At 40.1% G+C, this 17,099-nt stretch carries 12 protein-coding genes and 1 tRNA gene; 11 read left to right on the top strand and 2 right to left on the bottom strand.

The window, feature by feature from the left end:
* The first annotated feature begins 31 nt into the window (after positions 1-31).
* The 5 genes from ACVAMZ_RS08095 (at position 32) to ACVAMZ_RS08075 (ending at position 4,240) form a co-directional block, all read left to right on the top strand.
* The gene (locus ACVAMZ_RS08095; protein ID WP_414265216.1) at positions 32-262 is read left to right on the top strand and encodes a DUF1146 family protein; all 231 of its coding nucleotides are present in this window, start codon (positions 32-34) and stop codon (positions 260-262) included.
* Between the two features lie 24 nt (positions 263-286).
* Positions 287-1,579, top strand: a complete 1,293-nt coding sequence (gene murA / locus ACVAMZ_RS08090; RefSeq protein ID WP_223333786.1) for a UDP-N-acetylglucosamine 1-carboxyvinyltransferase — start codon at positions 287-289, stop codon at positions 1,577-1,579.
* Entirely contained in the window at positions 1,566-1,760 is a 195-nt protein-coding gene (locus ACVAMZ_RS08085) for a DNA-directed RNA polymerase subunit beta (RefSeq protein ID WP_052689733.1), read from the top strand. Before murA ends, ACVAMZ_RS08085 begins: the two co-directional genes overlap by 14 nt.
* Before the next feature lie 202 nt (positions 1,761-1,962).
* Positions 1,963-2,790, top strand: a complete 828-nt coding sequence (locus ACVAMZ_RS08080) for a DNA/RNA non-specific endonuclease (RefSeq protein WP_004251670.1) — start codon at positions 1,963-1,965, stop codon at positions 2,788-2,790.
* A gap of 118 nt (positions 2,791-2,908) precedes the next feature.
* Positions 2,909-4,240 (top strand): hemolysin family protein, encoded by a 1,332-nt coding sequence (locus ACVAMZ_RS08075; RefSeq protein ID WP_461684565.1) that lies wholly within the window; start codon positions 2,909-2,911, stop codon positions 4,238-4,240.
* Between the two features lie 231 nt (positions 4,241-4,471).
* Here the strand turns inward: ACVAMZ_RS08075 and ACVAMZ_RS08070 are convergent.
* Positions 4,472-4,542: transfer RNA gene (locus tag ACVAMZ_RS08070), tRNA-Cys, on the bottom strand.
* Between the two features lie 179 nt (positions 4,543-4,721).
* Between ACVAMZ_RS08070 and ACVAMZ_RS08065 the strand changes: the two genes are divergently transcribed.
* From ACVAMZ_RS08065 to ACVAMZ_RS08040, 6 genes are all read left to right on the top strand, one after another.
* Positions 4,722-6,716, top strand: a complete 1,995-nt coding sequence (locus ACVAMZ_RS08065) for a peptide ABC transporter substrate-binding protein (RefSeq protein ID WP_223333780.1) — start codon at positions 4,722-4,724, stop codon at positions 6,714-6,716.
* Between the two features lie 65 nt (positions 6,717-6,781).
* Positions 6,782-8,278, top strand: coding sequence for an ABC transporter permease (locus ACVAMZ_RS08060; RefSeq protein WP_223333778.1), 1,497 nt, complete (start codon positions 6,782-6,784; stop codon positions 8,276-8,278).
* The gene (oppC, locus tag ACVAMZ_RS08055) at positions 8,278-9,204 is read left to right on the top strand and encodes an oligopeptide ABC transporter permease OppC (RefSeq protein ID WP_006151488.1); all 927 of its coding nucleotides are present in this window, start codon (positions 8,278-8,280) and stop codon (positions 9,202-9,204) included. The genes ACVAMZ_RS08060 and oppC overlap by 1 nt, the downstream gene beginning before the upstream one ends.
* An 8-nt stretch (positions 9,205-9,212) precedes the next feature.
* On the top strand, positions 9,213-10,280 hold the full coding sequence (locus ACVAMZ_RS08050) for an ABC transporter ATP-binding protein (protein WP_461684564.1): 1,068 nt from the start codon (positions 9,213-9,215) through the stop codon (positions 10,278-10,280).
* 10 nt (positions 10,281-10,290) lie between these two features.
* Entirely contained in the window at positions 10,291-11,217 is a 927-nt protein-coding gene (locus ACVAMZ_RS08045; RefSeq protein WP_006150242.1) for an ATP-binding cassette domain-containing protein, read from the top strand.
* Between the two features lie 154 nt (positions 11,218-11,371).
* Complete coding sequence (locus ACVAMZ_RS08040) at positions 11,372-11,572, top strand: mechanosensitive ion channel protein MscL (protein ID WP_263394060.1); 201 nt, start codon at positions 11,372-11,374, stop codon at positions 11,570-11,572.
* Positions 11,573-11,814: 242 nt separating this feature from the next.
* On the opposite strand, the gene ACVAMZ_RS08035 is transcribed toward ACVAMZ_RS08040, so the two are convergent.
* Positions 11,815-17,091 carry an SIALI-17 repeat-containing surface protein gene (locus ACVAMZ_RS08035; RefSeq protein WP_461684563.1) on the bottom strand — a complete coding sequence of 1,759 codons (5,277 nt, stop codon included), beginning with the start codon at positions 17,089-17,091 and terminating at the stop codon, positions 11,815-11,817.
* Positions 17,092-17,099 lie beyond the last annotated feature (8 nt).

Here is a 17,099-nt window from a genome sequence, read left to right as displayed (position 1 = left end):
GTAGAAAAAAAGAAGATGGTATAATAGGCAGATGATTCAATTGTTTTTTACCCTAAGTAGTCATATGTTTTTTATCTACCTAGTTTTTCAACTTTTGAAAGATTTAGTCAAATGGGATCAAATTTTGAAGGTGACCAAGGACAATGCGAGGAAGGTACGACTTTTGGTAGTATTGTGTAGTATCGGTTTAGGATATCTAATCAGTTCTTTTTTCCTAAATCTCTACCAATTATGGCAAGAAGCTGTACGGACATTATTCTAAATTCGAAAGTAAAGGAAAATATTTATGGAAAAAATTGTAGTTCGAGGTGGCGATAATCGCCTTGTCGGAAGTGTTACAATTGAGGGCGCGAAAAATGCAGTTTTGCCACTACTTGCGGCGACGATTTTAGCAAGTGAAGGAAAAACAGTTTTAAAAAATGTTCCTATCCTATCGGATGTCTTTACCATGAACCAAGTAGTTCGTGGATTAAATGCGAAAGTTAATTTTGATCAAGATGCACACGTTGTTGAAGTGGATGCGACAGATGATATCACAGAAGAAGCTCCCTATAAGTATGTCAGCAAGATGCGTGCTTCTATTGTAGTCTTGGGTCCGATTCTGGCTAGGGTTGGTCACGCTAAAGTTTCGATGCCAGGTGGTTGTACGATCGGTAGTCGTCCGATTGACCTTCACCTTAAAGGTTTGGAAGCAATGGGGGCTAAGATTACCCAAACAGCTGGCTATATCGAAGCTAAGGCAGAACGCTTGCATGGGGCCCATATCTATATGGACTTTCCTAGTGTTGGAGCAACCCAAAACTTGATGATGGCTGCAACGCTAGCTGATGGCGTAACTGTTATCGAAAATGCTGCGCGTGAACCTGAAATTGTAGACTTGGCTGTTCTTTTAAATAAAATGGGTGCTAAAGTCAAAGGTGCGGGAACAGAGAGCATTACTATCACTGGTGTTGAAAACTTGCATGGTGCAACCCATAACGTTGTTCAAGACCGCATCGAAGCAGGGACGTTCATGGTTGCTGCTGCAATGACAGGTGGAGATGTCCTGATTCAAGATGCTATCTGGGAACACAACCGTCCCTTGTTGGCGAAATTACAAGAAATGGGTGTTGAAGTCATCGATGAGGATGAAGGAATCCGCATCCGTTCTCAACGAGACAAACTAAAAGCAGTTTATGTCAAGACCTTACCACATCCAGGGTTTCCTACGGACATGCAGGCGCAGTTTACTGCTCTTATGACGGTTGCTCAAGGAGAATCAACTATGGTTGAGACAGTCTTTGAGAATCGTTTCCAACATCTAGAGGAAATGCGTCGCATGGGCTTGCATTCTGAGATTATCCGTGATACAGCTCGTATCGTTGGCGGGCAACCTCTCCAAGGGGCAGAAGTGCTGTCTACGGACCTTCGTGCCAGTGCAGCCTTGATTCTGACAGGTTTAATAGCTGAAGGGGAGACTGTTGTTGGGAAACTTGTCCATTTGGATAGAGGTTATTATCGTTTTCATGAAAAATTAGCTCAGTTAGGAGCTAATATTGAACGGGTAAGTGTGGAAGCTGATGAAGATGAAGATGAATAAAGAAGTATCTTATGTGCTGCGTCGATTTCTTTTAGTCATCATTGTTTTACTTTTAGGTGTCTTAGCACTTGGAATTGGCTTGATGATTGGCTACGGTATCTTAGGCAAGGGCCAAGATCCATGGGCGATTTTAGCTCCAGAAAAGTGGCATGAGTTAATTGCGAAATTTACAGGGAAATGAGAGTGGGACAGAAATCGGTAATTCGTTAGAATTCGATTTCGTTGTCCCACCTCCGCACAGTTGAGTAGGGCTGTAAAAGCTGATGAAATCAGCGTAGTAGAGCCCACTCAGCCACTGCGTCTTGATCGAAAATCCAAAGACAATTGAGAGGCTAGGACTTTTGTCCCAGCTTCTTTTCTAAGAACAAAACTAAGGAGAAAAGATGAATAAAAAAACAAGGCAGGCACTCATAGGTCTTCTGCTTTTCCTACTTTTGTCGGCAGGAAGTTACTACATAAAAGAAATGCAGGCTTCCAATGCTACACCGCAAACACAGGTCAACCAGAAATCCCAGTCGCTTGATACTCCAAGTCAAAAATTGGCCGAGAGTGTACTGACTGATTCGGTAAAAAAACAAATAAAGGGTACTCTTGAGTGGAATGGAGCAGGTGCCTTTATCGTAAATGGGAACAAAACGAACTTAGATGCAAAGGTTTCAAGTAAACCCTATGCCGATAACAAGACAAAAACTGTAGGTGGGGAGACGGTCCCAACTGTTGCTAATGCCCTTATGTCAAAAGCAACAAGACAGTACAAAGACCGTGAAGAAACCGGGAATGGTTCGACTTCTTGGACCCCGGCAGGATGGCATCAGGTCAAAAACTTAAAAGGGACTTATAATCACGCTGTAGATAGAGGACATTTATTAGGCTATGCCTTGATTGGTGGTTTAGATGGTTTTGATGCATCTACTAGCAATCCCAAAAATATCGCTGTACAAACAGCCTGGGCCAACCAAGCACGCGCAGAAGATTCGACTGGACAAAACTACTATGAAAGTTTAGTTCGAAAGGCTTTGGATCAAAATAAGCGCGTGCGTTACCGTGTCACATTGCTCTACGCTACAGAAGAAGATTTGGTTCCTTCTGCATCTCAAATTGAAGCCAAATCATCTGATGGTGAATTGGAGTTTAACGTCGTGGTTCCTAACGTTCAAAAGGGAATTCAGTTAGATTACCGAACAGGAAAAGTAACTGTTACAAAGAACTAATAGATAGTCGGTCCCTTATTGTTTCGGTAGGGGATTTACTATAGAAATCACAATTTAATGTGTAGAAGTTGAAAAATATGGTATAATAGTCACAATTATACTTTTTAGGAGAAGGAAAATGGAAGACCCGAGCAGTCAGGATTTGTTACTGCAATTTGTATTATTAGTTGTTTTGACCTTTTTAAATGCTTTTTTCTCTGCTACAGAGATGGCTATGGTTTCTCTTAGTCGCTCACGTGTTGAACAAAAGGCTGAAGAGGGGGATAAACGCTATATCCGTTTGCTAAAGGTACTTGAAAACCCCAATCACTTTTTATCAACCATTCAAGTTGGTATTACTTTAATTACAATCTTGTCAGGGGCTAAACTAGCAGACTCTCTAGGACAATTGATAGCCTCATGGATGGGAAATAGCGAAACTGCGCACGCAATCGCAAGCTTCCTGTCACTTGCTTTCTTGACCTATATCTCTATCGTTTTTGGCGAACTTTATCCTAAACGCATTGCTCTAAATCTTAAGGATGCCTTGGCAATCCGAACTGTACCATTTATTATTGCTATCGGTAAGATTGTGAGTCCCTTTGTTTGGTTGCTATCTGCATCAACTAATCTTTTGAGCCGTTTGACGCCGATGACATTTGACGATGCAGACGAAAAAATGACTCGTGATGAGATTGAGTACATGCTGACTAAAAGCGAAGAAACTTTGGATGCTGATGAAATCGAGATGTTGCAGGGGATTTTCTCACTGGATGAGCTTATGGCGCGTGAAGTCATGGTTCCTCGAACAGATGCTTTCATGGTAGATATCCAAGATGACACTCAGACCATTATCGAAAGTATCTTAAAACAAAACTTTTCTCGAATTCCTGTTTATGACGGCGATAAGGACAATGTCATTGGTTTGATTCATACAAAGAGTCTCCTTAAAGAAGCCTTTGTCAGTGGGTTCGATAATATCGTCTGGAAGCGAATCTTACAAGATCCACTCTTTGTGCCTGAAACCATTTTTGTGGACGATTTGTTAAAAGAACTAAGAAATTCACAAAGACAGATGGCTATTCTTCTTGATGAATACGGAGGAATGGCTGGTTTGGTAACACTTGAGGATCTCCTTGAAGAGATTGTTGGTGAGATTGATGATGAAACTGACCGTGCTGAAGTCTATGTTCATACTATCGGCGAGGACACTCATATTGTCCAAGGGACAATGAATTTGAACGATTTCAATGATTATTTTGATGTCGAGCTTGAAAGTGACAATGTAGATACCATTGCTGGTTATTATTTGACAGGTGTGGGAACTATTCCAACATCAGAAAAACTCAGTTATGAGTTAGATAGTGGCAACAAGCATATCACCTTGACAAATGACAAGGTAAAAAATGGTCGTGTTACCAAGCTTAAGGTTCAAATTCAAGAACTTGAATCAGAAGAAGAAACTGAATAAAACAAAAGCTTTATCAGAGAAAACTGATAAAGCTTTTTTGAGCGGTCTTTTTTGTTTACCCTGAAAGCTTGGATTTAAAATCCAAGCTCTAAAAAATACCCTTGCCCCAAACTCGCCCCAAACTCGCCCCAAAAGTTTTTTAAAGTTATCCTTTTTTATCCTAAAAAAAATAAAAAAAACCTTAAAATCGGGCTTTCTTTTCGGATAAATTCCTATAAAATAGTATAAAAAAGGCGGTAGACGGATTTGAACCGACGATCAAGCTTTTGCAGAGCCGTGCCTTACCACTTGGCTATACCGCCTTAACTTTTATTATTATACCTTGAAAATTGTTTCTCGTCAATAGTTTTCTTTTCTGAAAACATAAGATTCAAATGTTTAAAAAAACATGCGACAAAATATTCTGAAAATTCGTTTACTTTTTAAAAAAACTGTGGTATAATCTTCAATATCCACAATTTAAAACGAGGAGTTTATAAATATGAAAAAAAGTCGGATTCTTGCAGTAGCGGGAGTATCCTTGCTTGCTGTCGGAGTACTTGCTGCATGTTCAAATTCAAATGCAGGTTCAAGCAACACAAAATTAGCATCAGATTATAAATACGTTTATTCAGTTGATCCTGAAACATTGGATTATGTTGTTAACAACGTTGACTCTACTTCTTTTGTCACTACAAATGCGGTAGATGGTTTGCTTGCTAATGATAAATATGGAAACCTTGTGCCATCGATTGCTGAATCATGGACAGTTTCACAAGATGGTTTGACTTACACTTATAAGATCCGCAAGGATGCTAAGTGGGTTACTGCTGAAGGAGAAGAATATGCTCCAGTTAAAGCCCAAGACTTTGTGACAGGTTTGAAACACGCGGTAGAAGGCAAATCAAAAGGTTTGTCAGTTATTAGTTCTTCAATTAAAGGACTCAACGCTTACATTAACGGTGAAACAAACGACTTTTCAACGGTTGGTGTAAAAGCAGTTGACGACAACACTCTTGAATATACATTGAACCAACCAGAAACTTTCTGGAATGACAAAACAACAAACGGCGTGATGATGCCAATTAACGAAGATTTCCTTAAATCAAAAGGGGAAAGCTTTGGTGCACCTACAGATCCATCTTCTATTTTGTACAATGGACCATTTGTTTTGAAATCAATCACAGCTAAATCATCAATTGAAATGGCTAAGAACGACGCTTATTGGGATAAAGATGCTGTTAAAATTCAAAACATCAAATTTACTTACTGGGATGGGAAAGACCAAGATATCGTTGCTAAAGGATTCTCAGAAGGACAATACAGTAAAGCTCGTATCTATCCTACTAGCTCAACATATGAAAAATATGCTTCCGAGTTCAAAGATAATATCTTCTTTAACGAACCAGGATCAGCTATCGCTACTGTAAGTGTGAACTATGGTCGTACAACTTATAACCATACCTCAAAAACAACAGATAGCCAAAAAGAATCTACAAGAAAAGCTTTGCTAAACAAAGAATTCCGTCAAGCCCTTAACTTTGCGGTAGACCGTAATTCTTACTCAGCTCAGACAAATGGTACAGATGGTGCTGCAGTTGCAATCCGTAATACATTCTCACCATATGATCTTCAAGTTGGAGACAAACAGTTTGGTAAACTTGTAGAAGAAAGTCTTGCGAAGACAAACTCAAGCACATGGTCAAACGTATCGCTTGCTGATTCGCAAAATGGTCTTTACAACGAAGAAAAAGCTAAAGCTGCCTTTGCTAAAGCAAAAGAAAGCTTGAAAGCAGAAGGGGTAGAATTCCCAATTCACTTGGATGCTCTAACAATCCAAGAGTCTACAGCAGTTGTAAACCGTGTTCAATCACTTAAACAGTCTATTGAAAACGTACTTGGAGCTGACAATGTTGTCATCGATCTTCAACAAATGACTCAAGCAGAAGCATTACCACTTTCATTTAGTGCTCCAACAGCTAAAGAACAAGACTGGGATATTCATACCTTGACTGGATGGAATCCTGATTACCAAGATCCATCAACTTTCTTAGACCAGTTCACGATTAAAGGTGGTAATACTCGTTTGATTATGGGTATCGATAAAGATACTGATGCATCAGTTATCCAAAAACTTGGTTTGTCTGACTATGAAAAATTACTTGATGAAGCAAACAAAGAAAATCAAGACGTTCAAAAACGTTATGAAAAATATGCCCTTGTACAAGCTTGGTTAACAGACAACGGTTTGACAATTCCTGTAATGGCAGGTCCGAAAGAAACTGCTGTATCATTTGTATCTAAAGTTATTCCATTTACTTCTTCATACTCAGTTGCGGGTCTTAAAGGAGAAACCTCAGGTTACTTGAAGTACACTGAAGTTGGTGAAAAACCTCTTACAAAAGAAGAATACCAAAAAGCTCGTGAAAAATGGCTCAAAGAAAAAGCTGAATCAAATGAAAAAGCTCAAAAAGAATTAGCGAGCCACGTGAAATAAATAATGCTCATCAGAACTTTCTCTCCAAGAGGAGAAGGTTCTTTTGGGATTTTAAAGGAAATAATATGAAAAAATATGTTTTTATGCGTATCTTGCGGTCGTTAGTTTCTATTTTTTTAGTAACGACCTTGATTTACACAATCATCTATACGATGGTTCCACGGAAGTTGATCTTCAAACAAGATACTAACTACAATAAAATTGCAACAACAGCTGATAAACGTGATAACTATGAAAATACCGTTTTTGAGCGTATGGGTTATATCGAATATTACGATACGAAAGAGTTGCAGGAAAAAGCTAGTAGCATTGACCCTTCTGTAACCGTTGATGCAAACGATACAAATAAAGCTATCTACGAAAAATACATCCAACAAATTGGAAACGGTTGGACTTTGGGTGAGTTTACAGAGAGCGGACAATTCTATGCTACTCGTGAAATCCCTATTTTCGAGCGTGTGTTCAAATTCTATGCAAACTTGCTTGATATTGACCATACAAACAAGATTCAAGACCCAGAAAATCCTAACTTAGAGCGTTATTTGCGTTTTGAAAACGATCCAGCTATCGGATGGTCTTTAGTAGGTTCAGGGACTAAACATAAATACCTCTTGTACTTCAACAGTCAGTTCCCATTTGTTCATCAGAACTTTGTGAACTTGAACCTAGGAGATTCTTACCCAACTTATGCCAATACTCCTGTTCTTCAAGTTATCACACAAGGTCAAGGACAAACCAAGACTTCAGAAGTTCAATTCCCAACAGGTAAGAAAACTTCATCAGTCAACATTTACTCAAGAACCTACAAATCTCCAAGTCAAGCAGATGCACGTGAAGTAGCAAACTATGGTAAGGATGATCCTTATACAGCTACTGAAAGCAATTATCAGTATCCTTCAATGATTGCAAGTTCTGCTATCACAGGTTTGATTGGTCTTGCTATTTCATACGCGATTGCAATTCCACTTGGTTCTGCAATGGCTCGATTCAAGAATACTTGGATTGATAGTTTCTCAACAGGAGTTTTGACTTTCTTGCTTGCCCTTCCAACCATTGCCTTGGTTTATATCATTCGTTTGATTGGTTCATCTATCGGATTCCCTGATTCATTCCCAATTTTGGGTGCTGGAGATTGGCGTTCTTATGTCCTTCCTGCAGTGATTTTGGGCTTGTTGGGTGCACCTGGTATGGCAATTTGGATTCGTCGTTATATGATTGACTTACAATCTCAAGACTTCGTTCGTTTTGCTCGTGCAAAAGGTCTTTCTGAGAAAGAAATTTCAAACAAACACATCTTTAAGAACGCTATGGTACCACTCGTTTCAGGTATTCCAGGTTCTATTATTGGTGTTATCAGTGGAGCAACTCTTACAGAAACAGTCTTCGCTTTCCCTGGTATGGGTAAAATGCTGATTGACTCTGTAAAAGCATCAAACAACAATATGGTTGTTGGTCTTGTCTTTATCTTTACATGTATTTCTATCTTCTCATTATTTGTAGGGGATATTTGGATGACTATGATTGACCCACGTATTAAACTGACAGAGAAAGGAGGCAAATAATGTCTACAATTAGTAATGATAAATTTCAATTTGTAAAACGTGATGATTTTGCCTCTGAAGCAATTGATACTCCTGCCTATTCATACTGGGGTTCTGTCTTTAGACAGTTTTTCAAGAAAAAATCAACAGTCATCATGCTCGGTATCTTGATTGCCATCGTTTTGATGAGTTTCATCTATCCAATGTTCTCAGATTTTGACTTTAACGATGTTAGTAAGGTAAATGATTTTAGTGCTCGCTATATCAAACCGAATGGTGAATATTGGTTCGGTACAGATAGTAACGGGAAATCTCTCTTTGATGGTGTCTGGTTTGGAGCTCGTAACTCTATCTTAATTTCTGTAATTGCGACCTTTATCAACCTTGTTATCGGTGTGATTGTAGGTGGAATTTGGGGTATTTCAAAATCGGTAGACCGTATCATGATGGAAGTCTACAACGTTATCAACAATATTCCATCGCTATTGATCGTTATCGTTTTGACTTACTCTATCGGAGCAGGTTTCTGGAACTTGATTTTTGCCATGAGTGTGACTACATGGATTGGTATTGCTTATTCAATCCGTATTCAAATCATGCGTTACCGTGATTTGGAGTACAACCTTGCTTCACGTACACTCGGAACACCAACTTACAAAATCGTCATAAAAAACATCATGCCTCAATTGGTATCTGTTATTGTTACGACTATGTCACAAATGCTCCCTGCATTTATCTCATATGAAGCCTTCCTATCATTCTTTGGACTTGGCTTACCAATCACAGTACCAAGTTTGGGACGTTTGATCTCAGATTATTCTCAGAACGTAACTACAAATGCCTACCTCTTCTGGATTCCATTGACAATTTTGGTTTTGGTTTCCTTATCACTTTTCATTGTTGGACAAAACTTAGCCGATGCTAGTGATCCACGTACACACAGATAGGAGTAGAAATGACGAACAATAAAAATGTAATTTTATCTGCTCAAGATATTGTCGTGGAATTTGATGTTCGTGACAAAGTTTTGACCGCTATTCGCGGAGTTTCTCTTGAGTTGATTGAAGGAGAAGTTCTTGCCTTGGTTGGAGAATCTGGTTCGGGTAAATCAGTTTTGACAAAAACTTTTACAGGAATGTTAGAAGAAAACGGGCGTATCGCTCAGGGGAGCATCGATTACCGTGGACAAGACCTAACAGCACTTTCGTCTCACAAGGATTGGGAACAAATTCGTGGGGCAAAGATTGCAACTATCTTCCAAGATCCGATGACTAGTTTGGATCCAATCAAAACAATCGGAAGCCAAATTACTGAGGTTATCATTAAACACCAAGGGAAAACAGCTCAAGAAGCCAAAGACTTGGCGATTGACTATATGAATAAAGTTGGTATCCCTGACGCTGAGCGACGTTTTAATGAATATCCATTCCAGTATTCTGGAGGAATGCGTCAACGTATTGTTATTGCGATTGCCCTTGCGTGTCGTCCAGATGTTTTGATCTGTGATGAACCAACAACAGCCCTTGATGTGACTATTCAAGCTCAGATTATTGACTTGTTGAAAACTCTTCAACAGGAATACCACTTTACAACTATCTTTATCACACACGACCTTGGTGTTGTAGCAAGTATTGCTGATAAAGTTGCAGTTATGTATGCTGGTGAAATCGTTGAGTATGGTACAGTTGAAGAAATCTTCTACGATCCACGTCACCCATACACATGGAGCCTCTTATCAAGTTTGCCACAGCTGGCTGACGATAAAGGAGAATTGTATTCAATTCCGGGAACACCTCCATCACTGTATACTGAATTGAAGGGAGATGCTTTTGCTCTTCGTTCAGATTATGCGATGAAGATTGATTTCGAAGAAAAAGCTCCTCAGTTTGCAGTATCTGATACTCACTGGGCTAAAACATGGTTGCTTGATGAACAAGCTCCAAAAGTTGCAAAACCAGCAGTAATTGCAGATTTACACGATAAGATTCGTGAAAAGATGGGCTTTGCTCATCTTGAGGACTAGGAGGAAGGAAATGTCTGAAAAATTAGTAGAAGTTAAAGACTTAGAGATTTCCTTCGGAGAAGGAAGCAAAAAGTTTGTAGCCGTTAAAAATGCAAACTTCTTTATCAACAAAGGTGAAACGTTCTCACTCGTTGGAGAATCTGGTAGTGGTAAGACAACAATTGGTCGTGCCATTATTGGCCTTAATGATACCAGCAAAGGGGATATCATCTTTGATGGACAAAAAATCAATGGTAAAAAATCACGTGAACAAGCAGCGGAATTAATCCGTCGCATTCAAATGATTTTCCAAGACCCAGCCGCAAGTTTGAATGAACGTGCAACAGTTGACTATATCATCTCTGAAGGTCTTTACAACCACCATTTATTTAAAGACGAAGAAGAAAGAAAAGAAAAAGTTCAAAACATCATTCGTGAAGTGGGACTTTTGGCTGAACACTTGACTCGTTATCCACATGAGTTTTCAGGTGGACAACGTCAACGTATCGGGATTGCTCGTGCCTTGGTTATGCAACCTGACTTCGTGATCGCGGATGAGCCAATTTCAGCCTTGGACGTTTCAGTGCGTGCCCAAGTTTTGAACTTGCTCAAGAAATTCCAAAAGGAATTGGGCTTGACTTATCTCTTTATCGCTCACGATTTGTCAGTAGTTCGTTTCATCTCTGATCGTATCGCGGTAATTTATAAGGGTGTCATTGTTGAAGTGGCTGAAACTGAAGAATTGTTTAACAATCCAGTTCATCCATACACACAAGCACTGCTTTCAGCTGTACCAATCCCAGATCCAATCTTGGAACGTAAAAAAGTTTTGAAAGTCTATGATCCAGATCAACATGACTACGAAACTGATAAACCTTCAATGGTAGAAATTCGTCCAGGTCATTTTGTTTGGGCTAACCAAGCAGAATTGGAACGCTATAAAAAAGAAATGAAATAATCACTAAAGTTTCATAATCTAGCTAGAAGGATTCTAGTAAGATTATGAAACTTTTTTATTTTACAGATAAAAGCTTGATTATCTATAAGAATTTGATATACTGAATACAATAAAAATAGAATAGCAATAGTCGGAGTAATCAAGGGAGAATCACATGGACAACCAACCAAATTTTTTTACAGGAATGGCTAGAATTATTGGGACATGCCTCTGGGTAAAAGGAATGGAAGTACTGACTGAGAAGAAGGAATCTGAATCGGAAGTGGTAAAGGTTGCTAAATTTTTGACGGCTTATAAATTGCTATCTTCCTTACCTTGGATTGCGGGACTTCCTAGAAAGGAAGATAAAAAATGAAATTTATTTGGGATATTTTATTTTATATCCTAGTCAAGCCACTGATTACGATTGTAGAATTCATTTGGTATCACATTTGTTTATTTTTTTATGAATTCCTTTTAAATTTGTTATATTCGATTTTTAACTGGATTTATAACTGGCTTTTTAGTTTATTTTAAAAGACTCTGAAAGAAATCAAAAGGATGAGTAATTTACTCATCCTTTTTCTATTTATCTAAATCTTTATAGATTTATTGGGATCACTCTTTTTTACCTTTTAGCAAGAAGGCAGAAGTTAAAGCTAGACTGAGACTTGCCATGAAAAGGAGTGGACTGGACTCTTCTCCAGTGGCAGGAAGCTGTTTGTCATTTGTAGAATTTTCACCATTAATCTGGTTTTTATTTGCTAATGGACTAACTTCTTCGAGTTGATCTGAATTTGCTGGCTCAGCTACTGTGTCCGTCTTGTAGACGATGGCATAAGTAGTCAAGTCAAGAGTGAGAAACTCAAGCATGCCATCACGAATCGTGAAATCTTGTGCTTTCAAGTCTTTTTGTGAATTAAAGCGATAGAATTCTTGGACTGTTCCAGAAATTGGTAATCGAACGAGGATAGCACCTTTTGTTTGGATAGGTTGACCATTTTCATTCTTGAGTTGAAGGTTATAGGCATCATATTTCTTGCCTAAGAGTTCCAGTTTTTCTACTTTCTGAATTTCAAGATAGCTTGCTCCTTCTAGTTCATTTGTTCCGCTAATGACTTGAACTCCAGTAGCCTGATCTTTTAAGACTTTGAGTTTGAACTCAGGAAGAGAGATACTTGGCGCCGCTTGATCACTAGCAGTTCCGATAGGTTCAGTGTATTCAGGAATTTCAACGATAGGCGCTGCTTGATCACTAGCAGTTCCGATAGGTTCAGTGTATTCAAGAATTTCAACGATAGGCGCCGCTTGGTCGCTCGCAGTACCGATAGGGCCAGTGTATTCAGGAATATCTACAGTAGGCGCCACTTGGTCGCTCGCAGTACCGATAGGCTTAGTATATTCAGGAATATCTACAGTAGGCGCCGCTTGTTCCCCTGCAGTACCGATAGGCTTAGTATATTCAGGAATATCTACGACAGGCGCTTCCTGTTCTCCCGCGGTACCGATAGGCTCAGTATACTCAGGAATATCTACAGTAGGCGCTTCCTGTTCTCCCGCAGTACCGATAGGCTTAGTATATTCAGGAATATCCACAATAGGAGCTTCCTGTTCTCCCGCAGTACCAATTGGGTCAGTATATTCAGGAATGGTTACTACTGGAGCAGGCTCGTCACCTTTGTTTGTAACAACTTGATCTTCTACAGGCGCAGTTTCCCCTTTTGGAAAGACTGTTACAATAGTACTGCTTCGTGTTTCTCCTAGGATAGCATAAGCTTCTATTGGATTGCCGGTTTTACGTTCCGTAGTTTCAGGAATGTCGATTTCTACCTTGTTATCCTTTATGCTTAATACTGTTTGCTCGCCAGAAGTGACAAGATGATTTTCATCGACTTTTCTTAGGAGTAGGGGATCTGTAACACCAGGGAATGTCACAGCAACAGCATCCCAGTTACCAGTAGGTAAAGTTAGGGTAACTGTCTTATCTTCTACCTTTATAGGTTCGAGGCTTGGTGTATCTAATGATACTGATGGAGCTTTTAGAATATCGAATGAATCAAGGGAGATTTTCTTTCGACCGTCTGGAGAATCTGGGTCCACTTTTAAAGTTAAGACGTGGTCGCCATCTGTTAGATTAGTGAATTCGCCAATCAATGCTCCTTTTTCGGTAGCTCCGGCAGTGTAAAAGTCAAGGCTTGGCATTTCTTTTCCATCGAGAGTCACAAGTGCCTTACCAAGAGCAGATGTTTTCAGTCCATAGATACGGATACCTGTACCAGAGAATGGAATTCTTGCAGTTGCTTCAGGAGCAAGACTGTCGTCTGCATTAATATCTGCATATTTCTCTGTAGAAGCATAGAGTTCCGCATCAGTCCAGTCTTTAAATGCTGAGCCGTACTGGATACGAGAATCACGATCATCTATCTTCTCAACTGTTTCTCCTTGACCTGGGAAGACCTTGAAGTAGTCTAAGGAAATTTTTGAGCGTTCACTTCCTCGTCCCTTATGTTCTCGTTTAACAGTGATAGTCATGAGGTGAGGACCTGAAGAAAGATTTGTATAACGACCGATTAGGACACCTTTTTCAGTAGCTCCATCTGTATAGAAATCAAGTTCTCCAACAGATTTGCCATCGATTGTAACCTCAGCAAGTCCTAATTGAGAAGACTTGAGTCCGTAAATTTCAATTCCAGGGCCATTGAAAGGAATGGTTGCTGTTGCATCTTTATCGGAATAATTCCCATTTGAGATATCGGCGTATTTTTCTGTTCCGCCAAAGAGTTCTGAGTCAGACCAGTCTCCAAAGGCAGCGCCATACTGAATGCGAGAGTCACGATCGTCCATGAGCTCACTAAAGGCGGAAATTGAAGCAACATCAGAAACAGGTGTTGAACGGTCTCCTAGCATAGCCTTAACGGTATAAGTATAGGCATGGCTTGAATCAATAGAACGGTCGATAAAGCGAGTTTGGTTGGTTGTAAACTCACGGACAGTAGAAGTTTGACTGTTTTCATCCCTACTTTCCCGATGGATGACATAATGAGTCGCCCCTTCAACAGCATTGAAATTAAGTTCTGCAGTCGTTGTATCTTTTCGTTGGGCAGTCAGATGAGTAATACGACCAGGGAAGTTTTCAAAGGTAATGACATCACCCTTTTGAGTTGCAAGTTGAATGCGGTTGTCTTTGATGTGGGTAGCTTGTACTTCCTTACCGTTAACCTTGATAAGGCTAGCTTCGATATTTGGATAGTCTACGACTAAGTCTCCACCTACATTAGAAAGGAAAGATAGCGTTTCAAGATTTTTTTCTTTCCATTTCATGCTGACTTCAAAGTTACCACGAGCTACTAGACCTGAGACTTGACCATCTTTCCATGCATCTGGAAGGGCTGGTAATGGAGCAATGTAGCCAGTATGAGACTGAAGGAGCATTTCTGCCATACCGCTGGTTGCACCAAAGTTTCCATCAATTTGGAAAGGCGCGTGCGTATCCCAGAGGTTTTCTAGAGTTGAAGACTTGAGCTGTTCAGCCAACAAACGGTGAGCACGATTTCCATCTAAGAGACGAGCCCAGAGGTTGATTTTATTGGCCTTAGACCAACCAGTTCCACCATCTCCACGGTGGTTTAGGGTTGCGCGTGCAGCTTCCAAATATTCAGGCTGATCCTTGCCAAATAGAGTACCTGGGAAGAGTCCAACCAGATGAGAAACGTGGCGGTGATGGTTTTCAATTCCTTCATTAGTGAATTGAGGGCTGTCTTCCTCGTACCATTCCTTGATACGGCCATCTTGGTTGATATGAAGTGGTTTGAGCTTGTCAAATTTAGCCTTCACTTCTGTCACCAAATCTTGGTCGACATTGAGATGATTGGCTGCTTCCATATAGTCGTGGAATAACTGCCAAACTAGAGATTGGTCAAAGGTATTTCCAATCGTGATAGTTCCATGTTCCGGCGAGTAGGATGGAGAAGAAACCCAACGGTCACTAGCCTTGTCGTAGTGCAAGAAGGAATTCCAGAACTTGGCTGTTTCCTTGAGCATTGGATAAATCTTTTCTTTGAGATAAGTTTCATCCTTGGTGAATTTATAGTAGTCATAGACGTTCTGCATCATCCAAGCATTGGCAGCCGGAGACCAGCCCCAATAGTAGTTCCAACCAGGAGTGGTCCAGCCAAATGGTGTCGCCTGAGTATGAACCAACCAACCGTTTTCTTGGCCTTCTTTGGATTCGATACCTGCATATTCTTTAGCAGCGATACGACCATAGTAGCGCATGTCATCAATATAATTGACCATTGGCTTAGCCGTTTCTGCAAGATTGTTCATGTAGGCAGGCCAGTAGTTCATCTGAAGGTTGACATTGAGGTGGTAGTCTGAGTTCCAAGGTGGATTGTCTACAGCATTCCAGACTCCTTGCAAGTTGGCAGGAAGGGCATCGGTCCGGTCACGAGAAGAACTGATGAGTAGATAACGTCCGTATTGGAAGAAGAGCTCTTCTAGTTTTTGCCCTTTTTCTGGGTTGTAGGTATGTAGAGCTTCTTTTGTAGTTTGGCTAGACTTGCTACCGCCAAGATTTAGTTGAACACGGTTGAAGAGACTTTGATAATCCTTGATGTGGTTATTTTTTAGGGTTTCATAATCTTTTGCCTTGGCAGCTTCTACGATAGACTTAACAGTATTTTCTACGTCAATATCCTTGCGATAATTGGTTTTTGGATTTTGAGCAAAGTTGGTCTTGGCACTGAGTAAAAGGGTCGCATAGCTGGCTCCAGTGACAGTCAAATAGCCATCTTGTGCGGTGACTTGTCCGTCTGTCTTGATTCCGAGATAGGAAGCAAATTTCAGACCATTGTCTTTGACAGTTCCTTTGAGCAAAATACCATTTGAATCGGTAGTGACTGCCCCTTGTTTATACTTCGAATATTCCCAAGAGTAGTCACCATTAGCAAGTAAATCTTCTGTCAAGCTATTCCAAAGGGTAAAATCAAGAGTTTTATCCCCTTTTTTACTCAAGTGGGTGACAGTAACATCGTCAGGGTAGCTAGAGAAGGTTTCGCGCTTAAAGTTTGTACCGTCTTGGGTATATGAAGTGGTCGAGATGGCCTCAGAAATATCTAAGCCACGATGGTAGTCGGTAACATTCTCCAAGCCTTTCTTTTGGTTGTTAAAGACCATAAAGATATCACCAAAAGATAAGTAACGACCATACTGAGAATTGTTTGGTCCTACTAGGTTACGCTCTGCTAATTGTTTGGCTTTTTGGCGGTTTCCTTCTTCCAAAGCTTTACGAATTTCTGCCAAAACCTTATAGCGGTCCTGATAGTTCCCTCCATTGTAGTCAGTGCTATCAGGTTGTGGCCCACCAGACCAGAGAGTTTTTTCATTGTATTGGATTCTTTCTTCACCGATGAGCCCAAAAACTTTTGCCCCCATTTCTCCATTTCCGACTGGCAAGGCTTGTTTTTCCCAGCCGTCATAAGAAGGAGCAGTTGGCTGGTCGTAATGAAGTTGATAGTTTTCTTGCTTAGTCATAGGAAGTTCTGGCTTTTCACTCTCCTTATTTTCAGAAGGTTCAACTACAGCGTTAGTCTCTGATTGATGATGTGTTTGAGGTAATTCCTTTTCAGGTTTTACCTCTTTGTCAGCTAATTCAGTAGAATGATGAGTGTCTGTGCTTGGCTGATTCTCCGTCTTTGCTTGACTTGGTTCCTCTACTTTGACATCTACTTTAACCGTCGTCTCACTAACATTCGTTTGATTGTCCTTCACTTCAAGGCTTTCAGCAGCTACATTCTGTGTCGCTAGAAAAACAGCTCCCAGTAGAACAGAAGCAGTTCCAACGGTCAACTTTCGGATGCTATACTTACAGGATTTTTCCCAATAGCTCTTCTCCATAAAAACTC

This window comes from Streptococcus sp. KHUD_017, assembly GCF_054861245.1.
Note: the sequence above shows the minus strand (reverse complement) of the source record. Positions and strands in the feature narration are given on the sequence as shown.